General features: G+C 54.9%; 14 protein-coding genes. 4 read left to right on the top strand and 10 right to left on the bottom strand.

Annotated elements, in window-relative coordinates; translation table 11 throughout:
- Positions 1 to 55: 55 nt before the first annotated feature.
- The 4 genes from IEX10_RS07865 to argH form a co-directional block, all read right to left on the bottom strand.
- Positions 56 to 2,683, bottom strand: coding sequence for a TIGR02302 family protein (locus IEX10_RS07865; protein WP_188673016.1), 2,628 nt, complete (start codon positions 2,681 to 2,683; stop codon positions 56 to 58).
- A 41-nt stretch (positions 2,684 to 2,724) separates the two neighbouring features.
- The gene (lysA, locus tag IEX10_RS07870; protein ID WP_188673019.1) at positions 2,725 to 3,996 is read right to left on the bottom strand and encodes a diaminopimelate decarboxylase; all 1,272 of its coding nucleotides are present in this window, start codon (positions 3,994 to 3,996) and stop codon (positions 2,725 to 2,727) included.
- Between the two features lie 83 nt (positions 3,997 to 4,079).
- On the bottom strand, positions 4,080 to 4,400 hold the full coding sequence (locus IEX10_RS07875) for a DUF2834 domain-containing protein (protein WP_188673022.1): 321 nt from the start codon (positions 4,398 to 4,400) through the stop codon (positions 4,080 to 4,082).
- A 116-nt stretch (positions 4,401 to 4,516) separates the two neighbouring features.
- Entirely contained in the window at positions 4,517 to 5,926 is a 1,410-nt protein-coding gene (gene argH / locus IEX10_RS07880) for an argininosuccinate lyase (protein ID WP_188673025.1), read from the bottom strand.
- Positions 5,927 to 5,968: 42 nt separating this feature from the next.
- On the opposite strand from argH, the gene IEX10_RS07885 reads away from it, so the two are divergent.
- On the top strand, positions 5,969 to 6,550 hold the full coding sequence (locus IEX10_RS07885) for a TlpA family protein disulfide reductase (protein ID WP_188673028.1): 582 nt from the start codon (positions 5,969 to 5,971) through the stop codon (positions 6,548 to 6,550).
- A 75-nt stretch (positions 6,551 to 6,625) separates the two neighbouring features.
- Here the strand turns inward: IEX10_RS07885 and IEX10_RS07890 are convergent, their stop codons facing one another.
- From IEX10_RS07890 to IEX10_RS07900, 3 genes are all read right to left on the bottom strand, one after another.
- A complete protein-coding gene (locus tag IEX10_RS07890; protein ID WP_229678470.1) occupies positions 6,626 to 7,090 on the bottom strand; it encodes a response regulator in 465 nt (154 codons plus the stop codon).
- Positions 7,091 to 7,163: 73 nt separating this feature from the next.
- Positions 7,164 to 8,294, bottom strand: coding sequence for a PAS domain-containing sensor histidine kinase (locus tag IEX10_RS07895; protein ID WP_188673030.1), 1,131 nt, complete (start codon positions 8,292 to 8,294; stop codon positions 7,164 to 7,166).
- Between the two features lie 134 nt (positions 8,295 to 8,428).
- The gene (locus IEX10_RS07900; RefSeq protein WP_188673032.1) at positions 8,429 to 9,004 is read right to left on the bottom strand and encodes a DNA-3-methyladenine glycosylase I; all 576 of its coding nucleotides are present in this window, start codon (positions 9,002 to 9,004) and stop codon (positions 8,429 to 8,431) included.
- Positions 9,005 to 9,233: 229 nt separating this feature from the next.
- Between IEX10_RS07900 and IEX10_RS07905 the strand changes: the two genes are divergently transcribed.
- From IEX10_RS07905 to IEX10_RS07915, 3 genes are all read left to right on the top strand, one after another.
- Positions 9,234 to 9,980: an EAL domain-containing protein gene (locus IEX10_RS07905; RefSeq protein ID WP_188674636.1), complete on the top strand. Its 747-nt coding sequence runs from the start codon at positions 9,234 to 9,236 to the stop codon at positions 9,978 to 9,980.
- Between the two features lie 242 nt (positions 9,981 to 10,222).
- Positions 10,223 to 11,398, top strand: a complete 1,176-nt coding sequence (locus IEX10_RS07910) for an acetyl-CoA C-acetyltransferase (protein WP_188673035.1) — start codon at positions 10,223 to 10,225, stop codon at positions 11,396 to 11,398.
- A gap of 55 nt (positions 11,399 to 11,453) precedes the next feature.
- Positions 11,454 to 12,176, top strand: coding sequence for a beta-ketoacyl-ACP reductase (locus IEX10_RS07915; RefSeq protein ID WP_188673039.1), 723 nt, complete (start codon positions 11,454 to 11,456; stop codon positions 12,174 to 12,176).
- Between the two features lie 66 nt (positions 12,177 to 12,242).
- Here IEX10_RS07915 and IEX10_RS07920 read toward each other — a convergent pair whose 3' ends face one another.
- From IEX10_RS07920 to IEX10_RS07930, 3 genes are all read right to left on the bottom strand, one after another.
- Entirely contained in the window at positions 12,243 to 12,407 is a 165-nt protein-coding gene (locus tag IEX10_RS07920; RefSeq protein ID WP_188673043.1) for a YdcH family protein, read from the bottom strand.
- Positions 12,408 to 12,666: 259 nt separating this feature from the next.
- The gene (locus tag IEX10_RS07925) at positions 12,667 to 13,428 is read right to left on the bottom strand and encodes a tRNA1(Val) (adenine(37)-N6)-methyltransferase (RefSeq protein ID WP_188673045.1); all 762 of its coding nucleotides are present in this window, start codon (positions 13,426 to 13,428) and stop codon (positions 12,667 to 12,669) included.
- Positions 13,425 to 13,646 (bottom strand): putative signal transducing protein, encoded by a 222-nt coding sequence (locus IEX10_RS07930; protein ID WP_188673048.1) that lies wholly within the window; start codon positions 13,644 to 13,646, stop codon positions 13,425 to 13,427. The genes IEX10_RS07925 and IEX10_RS07930 overlap by 4 nt, the downstream gene beginning before the upstream one ends.
- Between the last annotated feature and the right edge of the window lie 112 nt (positions 13,647 to 13,758).

Here is a 13,758-nt window from a genome sequence, read left to right on the forward strand (position 1 = left end):
CGATCACCTTCACATTACATTCCGAGTGTAAATATCCGGTTAACAGCACACGGGGCTAGAAGCGGTCTAACAGCCGCTTCAGATAATCCAGTTCCAGTGTGGGGCGATTACGTTCACCGGAACGCTTGCGGATTTCATCCATGACCTCGCGCGATCTGCGGTACTGTTCCTCGCTTGGCACCAGCTTTTCGTTGCTGCCAACCCGACCGGACTCTGACAGAGGACGGCCCAAAGGATCGCGCGCGTTCTGATCCCCCTGTCCAGGCTGGCTGCCTTGCTGACCGGCCTGACCGGATTGCGCCTGCCGTTGGGTATCTCCAAGCTGTCGCATCCCTTCGCGCAGCGCTTCCAGCGCATTGGCCTGATTGTCGAGCGCACCTGCAGAATTACCGTCCTCTAGGTTACCTTCCGCCTCGCCCATCTGGCGTTCGGCTTCTTCAAGGCTCCGTTCGAATTCTTCGCCGCCATTCACCCCGTTGCGGTTCATTTCGCGGCGTTGTTGTTCCAGCATATCCCGCAGCGCCTGCTGACGCTCCGCTAGCTGACCCGGTCCGGCACCCTGCCCCTGATCGCGTCCGCGCGGGCCCTGCCCTTGCTGCTGCCCGTTCGGTTCACCTTGCCCGTTCTGTTGGCCATCCTGCTGGCCTTGCTGATCTCCGTCTTGCAAAGGCGGGTCCTGGGATTCCCGCAATTCGCGGCGATTGCGGTCATATTCTTCCTGCAACTCGCGATAGGTGTCATCTGCGAGGTCCTGCTGTTCGCGCAGCGTATCCCCAAGCCCTTCCATCGCCTGCTGGTTCTGTCCGCCTTCGCCACCGCCCTGACCCTCGGTCACGCGCATGTTTTCCATCATCTGTTGAAGCTGTTCCATCAGCTCCTGCGCCTCGGCCATCCGGCCCTGCTCCATCAACTCCTGAATGCGGTCCAGCAATTGCTGCAACTGATCCTGCGTCATTTCACGGGTCTGCCCGTTTTCCGCCTGCTGGTTTTCCTGACCGTCCTTGCGTTGTTCTTCGGCCAGTTGGCGCATGTAATCGTTTGTGGCCTGTCGCAGTTCGTCCATCAACTGCTGAATTTCATCCTGTGTCGCCCCGTTCTTCATCGCCTCGGACAGCCGTTCCTGCGCCCGTTTCAATCGCTCCCGCGCGTCGGCCAGATCGCCATCTTCGATTAGTAAAGCGGCTTTCCACAGCAGCGCCGCAACTTCGTCCCGCACGGTATCGCTGAGCCTGTCGTCACCGGCATATTCCATCCGCCGCATGGCAGTCCGGATCATCAGATAAGCCTTTTCGCCCCGCCGCTTAAACGCAACTTCGGGGCGGTGCGTAATAGCCTTCAGAACCTGAACAATCCGATCCCTATTATCCCTGTTCCACAACAGATCACGGCGTTGTTCGGCCACTGCAGCAGCCATTGTGTCAAAGAAACGCTTGCCCGGCATAGGCCCGATTTCCGGTAAGACCGATCCAGTTTGACCCAACGCATCTTCAACGGTCAGAACGATTTGCACCGGAAGCCCAGCCCAAGGGTGTTCGGCCAGATCCTCAACCAGCGTTTCCTCAAATGACGCTGTTTTGCGGGTAAAAGGTAGGGGCAGTTCCAGCGTCAGCGTCTCGCGCGGTTCGGGGTCAAGCACCAGCCCATAGCGCCGGTCCACCGCATCAAGCGCCAGTTCAATGGTAACAGTGCCGCCTTCTACGCCGTAGTCATCGCGCGCTTCAAAAGGCAGCTTCAACGCCCCCTGCACGGTGCGGCTGATCTCGTCGGTCAGAACGACTTGCGGATCTTCATCCGCGATCATGGCAATATCCCAGCCCGCATCGGGCCCTTGCGGCGGCACAAGCGACAACCGGCCCGATTTGCTGATATCAAGCGTGGTTTCCGCGAAACCGGTTTCGCCAGACATTAGCGCGGTATCACCGCCTGCGCTGACAGTTTCGCTTAGCGCAGCCCCTTCGGTATCGCCGTAGACCCGCAAAGTAATCCGCGTACCTTCGGGCAGAGAGAGTGTCTCTCCATTCGCAATATCGTTCAGATAAACAGCAGGTTTTCCGGTATAGGCAGGAGGTTCCGCCCAGCCTTCCCAGCTGGGACCGGTGGCGATAAGAGCCCCTTCATCCGTCAGGCTTTGTACCAGAGACTGCACCGGATCGGTGCGCCCAAACAGGGCAGCCGCCGCGAAAACAAACACCGCAATCAGGCGCAACGCCCAAGGGTCGCGGCGGGACAACCGGACGTGGGGTTGGGCGGCTTCGGCCCCGCGCGCCTGATCCGCCATACGCTGCAAATGCCGCGCCCACAGATAACGCGCCGCAGGGTCGCTTGCCCCCACAGCCATAGAATCATCCAGAGATTGCAAGGGGCGCCCTGGCATCTTTGCATCAATCCGCGCCTTTGCATCTGCCATCGTAGGCCAGTGAAACCCACGCGCCCCGCGCAACAAAAACCACAGACACAAGACCACAGCGACCACCAGTCCGCCAATCAAAACCGGCTTGTCCAGTGTCAGCAGCAGCCCAAGTCGACCCAATGCCACCAGCAAAAGTGTCAGCGTTATCAAGGGCCAAAAGCATGTCATCCCCCGCTCCACCAAAAGCGCGGCACGGGTCAAACGCAGCCGCCACGTCAAGGCGCGCATGGCCTTGCGTGTCAGCTTTTCAACGTCGATCTCATAATCTGCCATCCTGACCCTTCAGCCGCCGTTCGCGGTAGAGGTGAGCAGGATCAGTCCTGCATCCACTCTGGTAGCTTATCCCGATTTAACATTTCGTCAAACGTCGGACGGGGGCGGATGACAGCGAATTGATCGCCTTTCACCAGAACTTCGGGGATCATCGGGCGGGAATTATACTCTGACGACATGACCGCGCCATATGCACCGGCGGAGCGGAAAGCGATCATATCGCCGTCATCCAGATGGGGCATCGGACGTTGCTTGGTGAAAGTGTCCCCTGATTCGCAGATTGGTCCAACGATATCGACCGGAGATTGCGCGGCACCCGGCGCAGGTTCCATCACCGGCACAATATCGTGGTGGGCTTCATACATTGCGGGACGGATCAGATCGTTCATAGCCGCATCCACGATCAAGAAATCGCGCCCTTCGCCGTTCTTGCGAAAAATAACCGACGAAACCATCAGACCCGCGTTGCCCGCGATCAAACGGCCCGGTTCAATTTCAATCTCGCACCCCAGATGCCCAACAGTCTCGCGCACAACATCGCCGTAATCCATCGGCAACGGTGGCGCGGCATTGGAACGCTCGTAAGGGATGCCAAGACCGCCGCCAAGATCAAGGCGAGAAATCTCGTGCCCGTCCGCGCGCAGCTGTTCTGTCAGCTCGGCAACTTTGCGGAACGCATCGCGATATGGGGACAGATCCACCAGCTGGCTGCCGATGTGCACGTCGATCCCGATGACCTTCACACCAGGCAAACTGGCGGCGAGTTTATAAACTTCGCGGGCGCGGGCAATCGGGATGCCGAATTTATTGTCCGACATGCCGGTCGCGATTTTGGGATGGGTTTTCGCGTCCACGTCCGGATTGACCCGCACTGTGATCGGCACTTCGACACCCATTTCGGAAGCGACTTTGGACAGCAGGTACAGCTCCGGCTCGCTTTCGACGTTGAATTGGCGGATGCCTCCGGCCAACACAGTTTCCATTTCCGCGCGCGTTTTACCAACACCGGAGAAAACAATCCGCTCGCCCGGAACACCGGCTGCTTTGGCGCGAAGATACTCTCCGACGGACACCACATCCATGCCAGCGCCCATATCGCCCAGCAGTTTCAACACCGCCAGATTGGAGTTCGCCTTCATCGCATAGCACACCAGATGGGGCATTCCGGCGAGCGCCTCATCAAATACCGTGTAATGCCGTGCCAGTGTCGCGCTGGAATAGACATAAAAAGGCGTGCCCACAGTGGCCGCGATCTCTGTCAGCGGCACGTCTTCCGCGTGCAAAACCCCATTGCGATACAAAAAATGGTCCATGGTGCAGTCCTTAATTCAAGCCCGCCCCGCTTAAACCGAAACGGCAGGCCAAACCACCCTTGTTTTAAGGGTGGCGGATCAGGTCAAGTCACGGGGCGCGCCCGTAAAAACAGATAGAGCGGCAGGCCACAGCTGACGCCGATGCCGAATGTGGCGGGCAGGCAAATCGCAAGCACCCAGTAATCCTTGCGTTGGTAAACCTCGGCCAGCATCCAAACCACCAGAACAGCAGCCGAGACTGTCAGATCCCAGACCAATCCCGAAGACGCGGCATTCGCATGCCAAGCATCCACCATCGCCATGATATCAAAACCGTTTTCCCCGAACCATTGCAGGAAATACCGCATCGGTAGAATGGTTCCAGCGACGGCCAGAAGCAGATAGACTATACGCAGTCCCGACATCGCTACACCCTTTCTCTTCGATCACTCGACCGTTTCACCCACCGGCACCGGATCATCCTTAATGCCGCAGGCAGAGGTGCCAAGAGCGATGGTCAGGCAGAGCAACAAAATCCGCATCATTTGATCCTTTCGCGCCAAGTCGCGATCTGCTCGCGCACTTGCGCAGGGGCCGTCCCGCCATAGCTGACTCGGCTTGCCACCGAATTCTGCACGCCGAGCACGCCAAACACATCCTGCGTAATTTCACCATGGACCGATTGCATGTCTTCCAGCGACAGGTCCGGTAAATCACAGCCGCGGTCTTCGGCCATTTTTACCAGCGCGCCGGTCACATGGTGGGCATCACGGAACGGCATCCCGAGTGCGCGAACCAGCCAGTCCGCAAGGTCCGTTGCAGTGGAGAACCCACTGGCCGCAGCGACCTCAAGGCTTTCGGCGTTGGGGCGCATATCCGCAACCATGCCGGTCATCGCTGCCAGCGCCAGCATCAGGCTGTCCGCCGCATCAAACACCTGTTCTTTATCTTCCTGCATGTCCTTTGAATAGGCTAGCGGCAGCCCCTTCATCACAGTCAGCAAACCGATCAGACTGCCATTAATCCGACCCACCTTAGCGCGGATCAGCTCTGCCGCATCGGGGTTCTTCTTTTGCGGCATAATGCTGGAACCGGTGGAAAACCGGTCCGACAGCACCACAAAACGGAATTGCGCAGAGGACCAGATCACCAGTTCTTCGGCAAACCGGCTAAGATGTGTGGCACAAATCGAAGCAGCGGACAGGAATTCCAGCGCAAAATCACGATCACTAACCGCGTCCAGGCTGTTCGCGCTTGGCCGGTCAAAGCCGAGCGCCTGTGCCGTGGCATGCCGGTCAATCGGGAAAGACGTCCCCGCCAGTGCAGCCGCGCCGAGCGGCGATTCGTTCATCCGCGCCCGCGCATCTGCCATGCGGCTTTTATCCCGCGCGAACATTTCAACATAGGCCATCATGTGGTGGCCCCAAGTGACCGGCTGCGCCACCTGCAAATGGGTAAATCCGGGCATTACCATACCCGCGCCAGCCTCCGCCTGATCCAGCAACGCCGAGATCAACGCATCCAGACCGGAAATCGCAGCATCAAACTGGTCCCGCACCCAGAGTTTAAAATCAGTCGCAACCTGATCGTTCCGGCTGCGGCCCGTGTGCAGACGACCCGCCGGCTCTCCGATGATTTCCTTCAGACGGGATTCCACATTCATATGAATATCTTCCAGAGCGGCAGAATATTCGAAGGTTCCCCCTTCAATTTCTGACAAGACCGTGAGCAGGCCTTCCCTGATCGCTTCCGCATCCTTATTAGTAATGATGCCCTGTTGGGCGAGCATTGCCGCATGGGCGCGGGATCCATCAATATCCTGCCGCGCCATCCGTTTGTCAAAACCGATGGAAGCATTTATCGCTTCCATAATGGCATCTGGACCACTGGCAAAACGCCCGCCCCACATGGCATTGGAAGTTTTCGTGGAGGATGATTTGTTGTCTGACATGATGAATGCGCCCGAAGTTAACACGATAGGAAGAGGCCTGACATGACCCTGAAAAAAGCTTTCGCTGCCGCAGTGCTATACGCCGCCGGGGCAACAATCGCAAATCCTGTCTTGGCCGACAGCCCTGATATCGCCGCACTGACCGAAATGCGGGACGGCGACATGAAGAAACTGGCGTTTTCGGCGGCTCCGGTAGAGCGTATCGATACTCCCTTTCAAGATGCGGAAGGTAAGTCCGTTACCTTCGCAGATTTCGAAGGCAAATACCTTCTGGTTAATTTTTGGGCCACATGGTGCGCACCCTGCCGTCACGAAATGCCAACCCTGGATGCACTGCAGGACACCTATGGCGGGGATGACTTTCAAGTTGTCACCATCGCCACCGGTCACAATCCGCTGCCTGCCATTCACAGCTTCTTTGACGAAGCTGGCGTGACGAACATCGACATCTACCGCGATCCCAAACAAAAACTAGCGCGCGAGATGACGGTATTCGGTCTACCAATGACAATGATTCTGAACCCAGAGGGGGAAGAAATCGCACGCCTGCGCGGTGATGCCGACTGGTTCAGCGAAGATGCCCAGAAAATAGTAAAGGCGCTGATCGCTTCAAAGGCGCAATAAGTTAGGGTGCAAAAGCGCGCGGAGTGTTAGCCTTGGGTGGACCTAACGACCTTCCTTAACGTTGCTTACTGCTTGTCATCCTTCTGTGTGGGTGCCTTTAGTTGCATTTCGGGCAAGGTATTCGGCTATTTGTAAAAGATGATTCTGCACCAGCGGCTTGTTAAGATACTCCTTCACTACCGAAAACTGAGAGGCTCTCGCTTCATCGCCAGGATCAAGCGAAGTTGTCAACATAACGACCAGCATCCGCGTAAAGCTGTCACCCAACTCATCTGTCGCGGCCGCAAGGAATTCGAACCCGTCCATTCGGGGCATATTTATATCAAGTAATATAGCATCAACTGATGCCCGATCCACTCGACGCAAGTGAATCAGTGCTTCCTCGGCTGAAAGGAACTGCAATACCTGCCCGACCAGCCCAGATCGCTTGATAATCCTGCGATAAATCATTTGATCTACCTTATTATCATCGACGACCATTAAGTTCCTAATCGCAGGATTCTCGTCATTTGGTATGAACTTATACACCTCGTATGTCATAATCCTCTCCTTAAATATGCGTTCGTTTCACCGTTGCGCCAATGCGGTGATTTAATCCTGTCTTAACGTGATCCTATGTCTGTGATTGCGGCAGCTCGACAGTAAAGCAGGACCCGACACCTGGATCCGACGTAAGTGTAATACTCCCGCCATGGTTCATCACAATCCGACGACACAGAGCGAGGCCCAGACCTGTGCCAGCAATTTGCTCTGGCCGGTGCAAACGGGTGAAAATAGTAAATATCCTTTCAAAATCTTCCGGGCCGACCCCGACCCCTTGATCCGTAATACTGATCAATACCCGATTATCGCCGGTGGTTTGGCCAGCTATACTGATCCGGTTTTCACAATCCAAACGAGAGAACTTGATCGCGTTGGTCAGCAAATTGGAAAGCAGCAGCCGCATCTGTTCCTCATGCGCGATAACCTGGGGCAGCGGTTGCAAATCTATCACTACGTTTGCGGCGCTAAGCTCTGCGTCAAGTTCATGCAAAAGCCCCTGCGCAAGTTCATTCAGCGAGACCGGTACGAACTCCATTACTTCGCCAATTATACTTGTATACCGGAGCAACTCATCAATCAGGACTTGCATCCGCCCGATCGATTCGCCGGCCAACGACAGTAGATGGTGCCCGTCATCTGACAGTCGCGCGCCCTCGCCTTCATGCAACTCATCGAGCAACATTCCTACTGTGTTAACCGGCGATTTCAAATCGTGGCTGACCGCATAAGCAAAGTCCCGCAGTTCGCTGTTTGCCGCGTCCAGTTCCCGACCGGTTTCGTGCCGCCTTCGCACCGCAGTAATTTCGTTGTGAACACCGAACATGCGAATAGCTTCGCCTTTGTCATTCCGGATCGCCCGTCCCCGACACCGCACCCAAATTGTGGAACCATCCGTATGCCTGTACCGCACCAGTTGATCGTATGGATGGGCCGGATCTGCGCAGTGGAGTTCAAAATTGACCAACGCTATTTTCAGGTCATCCGGATTGATAATATCTTGCCACTCTGCCGGATTGTGGGACTTGGTTGCCGGATCGATTCCGAATAAGCGCCAGAATTCTGGGCTCATCCATTCCTGATCTGGTTGCTCCAGATCCCAGTACCACACACCATCCAGCGAGGCCTGTTGCACGAAGCTCCACATTTCCGGATCCGTGCTCATCTGGTGGTCAAGTTCGGTCTTTAAATAATGATCCGCCATTCTTTCCTGCAAACTATCGGACCCACGGTAGTATTGGGTCGCTTGTCCTTAGGATGACGTCTCACACCTTAAAAAAAGGTTTCCAAAATACCGAAAACTCGCTGTGGGCTAAAATTTTAACTATTCCTTTCCGTTCAGCGCGCCAGCTTTTTCACCGCTTCATGGCGATGGCAGCCTACAAGGTGATCATTGATAAGGCCCGTTGCCTCCATCCAAGCGTAAACGATGGTAGGTCCGCAAAATTTGAAACCAAGCTTCTTCAAGTCATTGGAAATTCGAAGAGACAGCTCTGAAGATGGCGGCACCTCTGCCATCGTTTGGAACTTGTTCACCAAGGGGCGACCTTCCACATAATCCCATATCATAGGGGCAAAACCTGGTCCGTCTTCAAGGTCCAACCAAGCCTGAGCACCAGCAATCGCCGCTTCGATCTTACCCCGATGCCTAACAATTCCCGCGTCGCCAAGAAGGCGCTGTACGTCCGCCTCTTCAAAACGGGCGACCCTTTCCGGATCAAAACCGGCAAACGCATTCCGGAAAGCATCCCGTTTTTTGAGAATCGTTAACCAGCTAAGCCCCGCCTGAAACCCATCGAGCACCAGTTTTTCCCACAACGCACGGCTGTCATATTCGGGAACACCCCATTCTTCGTCGTGATAATTTATGTAAATTGGTAAAGACCCACACCAGTCACATCGAGTTTCAGTCATAATTTCCTTTCACTCCCAGACGTTTGCTAATTCGCTGAAAAGTTAACATGGATTAGAACAAAATGGGAACCTTAACTTCATCTTAGAATTTTGGCTGCAAAAGTACTCAGAAGATTTACTGAAACCGGAGGATTGCCGCGTGACATATATTAACGGGCCGGATTTGAACGAACCCCATCGGCATGGGGGGGCAGGTGACGCCCGGAGCGAACTTGGCGCGACGATCGAAATGGTGCGTACAGCTATTAAAAGCAGGAACATCATGCTGGCGTACCAGCCGATTGTGCACAGTAAAAACCCTACGCGCCCCGCCTATTATGAAGGCTTGATCCGCGTGCTCGATGCGAACCGGAGGATCATTCCTGCCCGCAACTTTATAAGTGCGATTGAATCGATGGAAACTGGGCGTATCCTTGATTGTCTGTCCCTCGAACTCGGGCTTGTAGCGTTGGCTGAGGAACCAACCCTGCGTCTGGCAATCAATATGTCAGCCCGTTCCATCGGTTATCCGCGCTGGATGGAAACACTGTATCGCGGTCTTGCGATGGATAAAACCATTGCGGAACGCTTAATTCTTGAAGTGACCGAAAGCTCGGCCATGTTGATGCCCGATATTGTAAATGTCTTCATGGGAGATTTGCACAGACGCGGTATTTCCTTCGCCCTGGATGATTTCGGCGCCGGTTATACCGCCTTTCGTTTCTTTCGCGATTTCCAATTTGATATAGTTAAAATCGACGGTCAGTTCATTCGTGACATTCACAAAGACGTCGACAACCAGGTTTTAACTGCGGCTTTGATTGCTATCGCCCACCAGTTTGACATGTTTACTGTCGCTGAATGTGTAGAAAAGAAAGAGGAGCTCGCTTATTTACAGGAAGCTGGCATCGACTGTTTGCAAGGGTATTTACTGGGTCGGCCAGAGACTGTGCCGGTTTGGAAAGAAGACGAAACAACTCTGGAGGGCTATCTCTAAGTCAGCGAACAACCTTAGAAATTTGAACAACACATCCCCAACGAATGTGGGTGTGCCGTTGCGTTTTGTAAAATTCACCCGCAAGCGCCCGAAGCGTCTGGGACAATGCGACATGATTCCTCTTGCGTGAACGACCCTCGGTTTCTACCAATTGATTAACACAACAGGACCAAAAGCCTGTATCAACACGAATGAAACCGGCTCCGCGACCTGTTGCCGAGCGTTTTATAAGAGGAAACACAATGACCAACGTAGTAATTGCATCTGCCGCCCGTACGGCTGTCGGCTCTTTTCTGGGCAGTTTTGCGAACACACCTGCCCATGATTTAGGCGCGACAGTGATTAAGGCCGTACTAGAACGGGCCGGCGTCGATGCTGCCGACGTATCCGAAACCATTCTCGGGCAGGTTTTAACTGCTGGTCAGGGTCAAAATCCGGCCCGTCAGGCCCATATCAATGCCGGTTTGCCGCAGGAATCTGCAGCATGGGGCATCAATCAGGTATGTGGTTCCGGCCTGCGCGCAGTTGCTCTTGCGGCGCAGCATATCCAGCTTGGTGATGCGGGCATTGTAATTGCTGGCGGTCAAGAAAGCATGTCTCTCTCCCCTCATGTAGCGAACCTGCGTGCCGGTCAAAAAATGGGCGATATGAAATTTGTTGATTCCATGATCAAAGACGGACTGTGGGATGCGTTCAACGGCTATCACATGGGGAACACCGCCGAGAATGTTGCGAATCAATGGCAGATTAGTCGCGATATGCAGGATGAGTTCGCCGTGGCTTCCCAAAACAAGGCCGAAGCCGCCCAGAAAGCTGGTAAGTTTGAGGACGAAATAACCCCGTTTGTTGTAAAAACCCGCAAAGGGGAAACCACTGTCGATGCCGATGAATACATCCGCCATGGTGCAACGATGGATGCGATGCAAAAACTGCGTCCTGCTTTTGATCGTGAAGGATCCGTCACGGCAGCCAATGCCTCCGGTTTGAATGACGGCGCGGCGGCGACACTGTTGATGTCAGCCGACGAAGCGGAACGCCGCGGGATCGAGCCTCTCGCGCGCATTGTGTCCTATGCAACGGCCGGTCTTGACCCTGCCATCATGGGCGTCGGTCCTGTCTACGCGTCCCGCAAGGCGCTCGACAAAGCAGGTTGGAGCGTTTCCGATCTCGATCTGGTTGAAGCGAACGAGGCTTTCGCAGCGCAGGCCTGTGCTGTGAACAAGGACATGGGCTGGGATCCAGCCATCGTTAACGTAAACGGCGGCGCAATAGCTATCGGGCACCCGATCGGCGCTTCGGGCTGCCGCGTATTGAATACACTGCTGTTCGAAATGAAACGACGCGATGCAAAACGGGGTTTGGCGACCCTGTGCATCGGCGGCGGTATGGGCGTTGCCATGTGCGTGGAGCGTTCATAAACCAACGGCCCCGCGCAATCGCGGGGCCTTAATACAAGTCAGGGAGAGACAAATAATGGCACGAGTTGCATTGGTCACTGGGGGGTCGCGCGGCATTGGCGCGGCCATTGCAAAACACCTAAAAGCGGAAGGTTATTCCGTGGCGGCAAGCTTTGCAGGCAATGAAGAGGCTGCGGCCGCCTTCACAGAAGAAACCGGCATTCCAACTTATAAATGGTCTGTTGCAGACTATGACGAATGCGTCGAAGGCGTTGCCAAAGTCGAAGCGGATCTGGGACCAATCGACATTCTGGTGAACAACGCTGGCATCACGCGGGACGCGCCTTTCCACAAGATGACCCGCGAACAATGGTCCGAAGTGATGGACACAAACCTGTCCGGCGTCTTCAACATGACCCACCCGCTGTGGAACGGCATGCGCGAACGCAAGTTTGGGCGCATTATCAACATCTCTTCGATCAACGGGCAGAAAGGCCAGTTTGCCCAAGCCAACTATTCCGCAGCCAAGGCAGGTGACATCGGTTTCACAAAGGCACTAGCACAGGAAGGCGCGCGTGCCGGCATCACCGTGAACGTGATTTGTCCGGGCTACGTGGCGACCGATATGGTTATGGCCGTTCCCGAAAAAGTTCGTGACAGCATCATATCCACCATTCCGGTTGGACGATTGGGAGAACCCGAAGACATTGCCCGTTGTGTGGCATTCCTTGCGTCTGACGATGCGGGATTTGTGACCGGATCGACCCTGACAGCCAATGGCGGCCAGTATATGACTTGACGCCCCTTTAGTATGGGCGAACAAAAAGGGCCGCTTGATGAAGCGGCCCTTTTCTTTTGTACCTGATCAGTTTGACAGGCGTGTGATTTCTTCTTTTAGACGGAGCTTTTCTTTTTTGAGGCTCGCGATCTCCAGATCGTCTGTTCCGGGTCGCCGCTGAAACGTTTCGACTCTTTGGGAGAGCTCTTCGTGTTTTCGTTTGAGTTCGGAAATATGGGAACTCATGCTCATGGTACACCTCCGTTTTGGTTTAGCACCCCCATAGCAGCACAAGTTTTCCTGTCTGTCATCAAATTGTTTCGTCGAATTCGAATATAGCAAATGCCCGCTAACGGTCGCAGCGCGATCACCATCTATAGTTGAGTATAAAATTCCAATGTTTCGGCTGACATAGCCAGCGCAGAACGGGGTCAGAGGTGCAAAAGTATACATATCATCTGATCCGGCAGATTATTGCTATCCGGTATAAACCGCCCTCCGGCTCTGCGAATCAACTCTGCGCAAACCCTTTTCCGTGGCGCAGAATGCCTTCTGCTTCGGGACTATAGTCCGGTTTTCCCTGCACGTGTTCGGCTCCTGAATGGACGACAAAAGGGGATAGCAACCGCAATGGGCCCCGCGCAGATTTGGTCGCGCGCACCAGAACCCTTTTCGCAGGCTTGTCCTTGCGGGCAGATATAGGGAGGATTTCGACATTGCCCGCCCGCCCCGCAAGCGCTGATAGGATCTCTCCGAGCTGTTCGCTCAGGTGGATCATGGTGAACACACCGCCTGCCCGCAAGCGGCGCAGCCCTGCGTCGATCCACACCGCTGTATTGTTTTCATTGACGAAAGCCAGAGATTTTCCGCCGTCCTTTGGTTTGCTAACACTGCCTTCGGGAAAAAACGGCGGGTTGGCCAGCACGTGATCAAAGCTTTTTTCCTTCAGGCTGGCAGGCATTTTTATCAGATCCCCCTGCACAACCTCTAGGGGAATCTCGTTATTTTCAGCATTTTGAAGCGCCAGCGCAGCGTAATCCGCTTGCAGTTCCAGTCCGGTCTGCGAAAGCCCTGCGATCCGCGCCCCGAGACACAAGCTCGCAACACCAACGCCGCAGCCGAGTTCAAGCACCTTGTCCCCGCGTTTTGCAGGGACCCAAGCGGCCAGAAACACCGGATCAGTCGCCGCACGGTATCCGGTTTGCGGCTGGCGGATTTGCAGACGCCCTCCCAGAAATCCATCCAAACTGACCGAAGACCCGGATCCGGTCATGACCTGTCCGGCATTTCAATATCATTGTCCTTCAGGATGGCGCGTGCGCGAAAATAGTGTTCATCCGCGACCATAACACGCCTTGGCATCACACCAATGGAGCCTTCTAATATGCTCATATGGACGTCGAGATCAAAGCACTCTATATCCTCGGCACGCAACAATGCGTGGGTAAAGGCCACAATGGTCGGGTCGTTCGTGCGCAACAATTCTTTCATGGCAATGGCATACGGCCTTTCGCTATGGGATGTCGAGCCAAAGGGAATGAATAAACGGTGAACAACGCAAGCCCCCTTAAACCACATGAACAACTTGCGGCTGTGTTGGCCG

The sequence above is a fragment of the Neptunicoccus cionae genome, from assembly GCF_014643735.1.
GTDB classification, from domain to species: domain Bacteria; phylum Pseudomonadota; class Alphaproteobacteria; order Rhodobacterales; family Rhodobacteraceae; genus Amylibacter; species Amylibacter cionae.

Coding starts and splice junctions, on each gene's coding strand:
- IEX10_RS07885 (WP_188673028.1), top strand. CDS start 5,969: ATGACCCTGAAAAAAGCTTTCGCTGCCGCAGTGCTATACGCCGCCGGG.
- IEX10_RS07905 (WP_188674636.1), top strand. CDS start 9,234: ATGGTGCGTACAGCTATTAAAAGCAGGAACATCATGCTGGCGTACCAG.
- IEX10_RS07910 (WP_188673035.1), top strand. CDS start 10,223: ATGACCAACGTAGTAATTGCATCTGCCGCCCGTACGGCTGTCGGCTCT.
- IEX10_RS07920 (WP_188673043.1), bottom strand. CDS start 12,407: ATGAGCATGAGTTCCCATATTTCCGAACTCAAACGAAAACACGAAGAG.
- IEX10_RS07900 (WP_188673032.1), bottom strand. CDS start 9,004: ATGACTGAAACTCGATGTGACTGGTGTGGGTCTTTACCAATTTACATA.
- IEX10_RS07890 (WP_229678470.1), bottom strand. CDS start 7,090: ATGACATACGAGGTGTATAAGTTCATACCAAATGACGAGAATCCTGCG.
- IEX10_RS07895 (WP_188673030.1), bottom strand. CDS start 8,294: ATGGCGGATCATTATTTAAAGACCGAACTTGACCACCAGATGAGCACG.
- IEX10_RS07915 (WP_188673039.1), top strand. CDS start 11,454: ATGGCACGAGTTGCATTGGTCACTGGGGGGTCGCGCGGCATTGGCGCG.
- IEX10_RS07925 (WP_188673045.1), bottom strand. CDS start 13,428: ATGACCGGATCCGGGTCTTCGGTCAGTTTGGATGGATTTCTGGGAGGG.
- IEX10_RS07875 (WP_188673022.1), bottom strand. CDS start 4,400: ATGTCGGGACTGCGTATAGTCTATCTGCTTCTGGCCGTCGCTGGAACC.
- lysA (WP_188673019.1), bottom strand. CDS start 3,996: ATGGACCATTTTTTGTATCGCAATGGGGTTTTGCACGCGGAAGACGTG.
- IEX10_RS07865 (WP_188673016.1), bottom strand. CDS start 2,683: ATGGCAGATTATGAGATCGACGTTGAAAAGCTGACACGCAAGGCCATG.
- argH (WP_188673025.1), bottom strand. CDS start 5,926: ATGTCAGACAACAAATCATCCTCCACGAAAACTTCCAATGCCATGTGG.
- IEX10_RS07930 (WP_188673048.1), bottom strand. CDS start 13,646: ATGAAAGAATTGTTGCGCACGAACGACCCGACCATTGTGGCCTTTACC.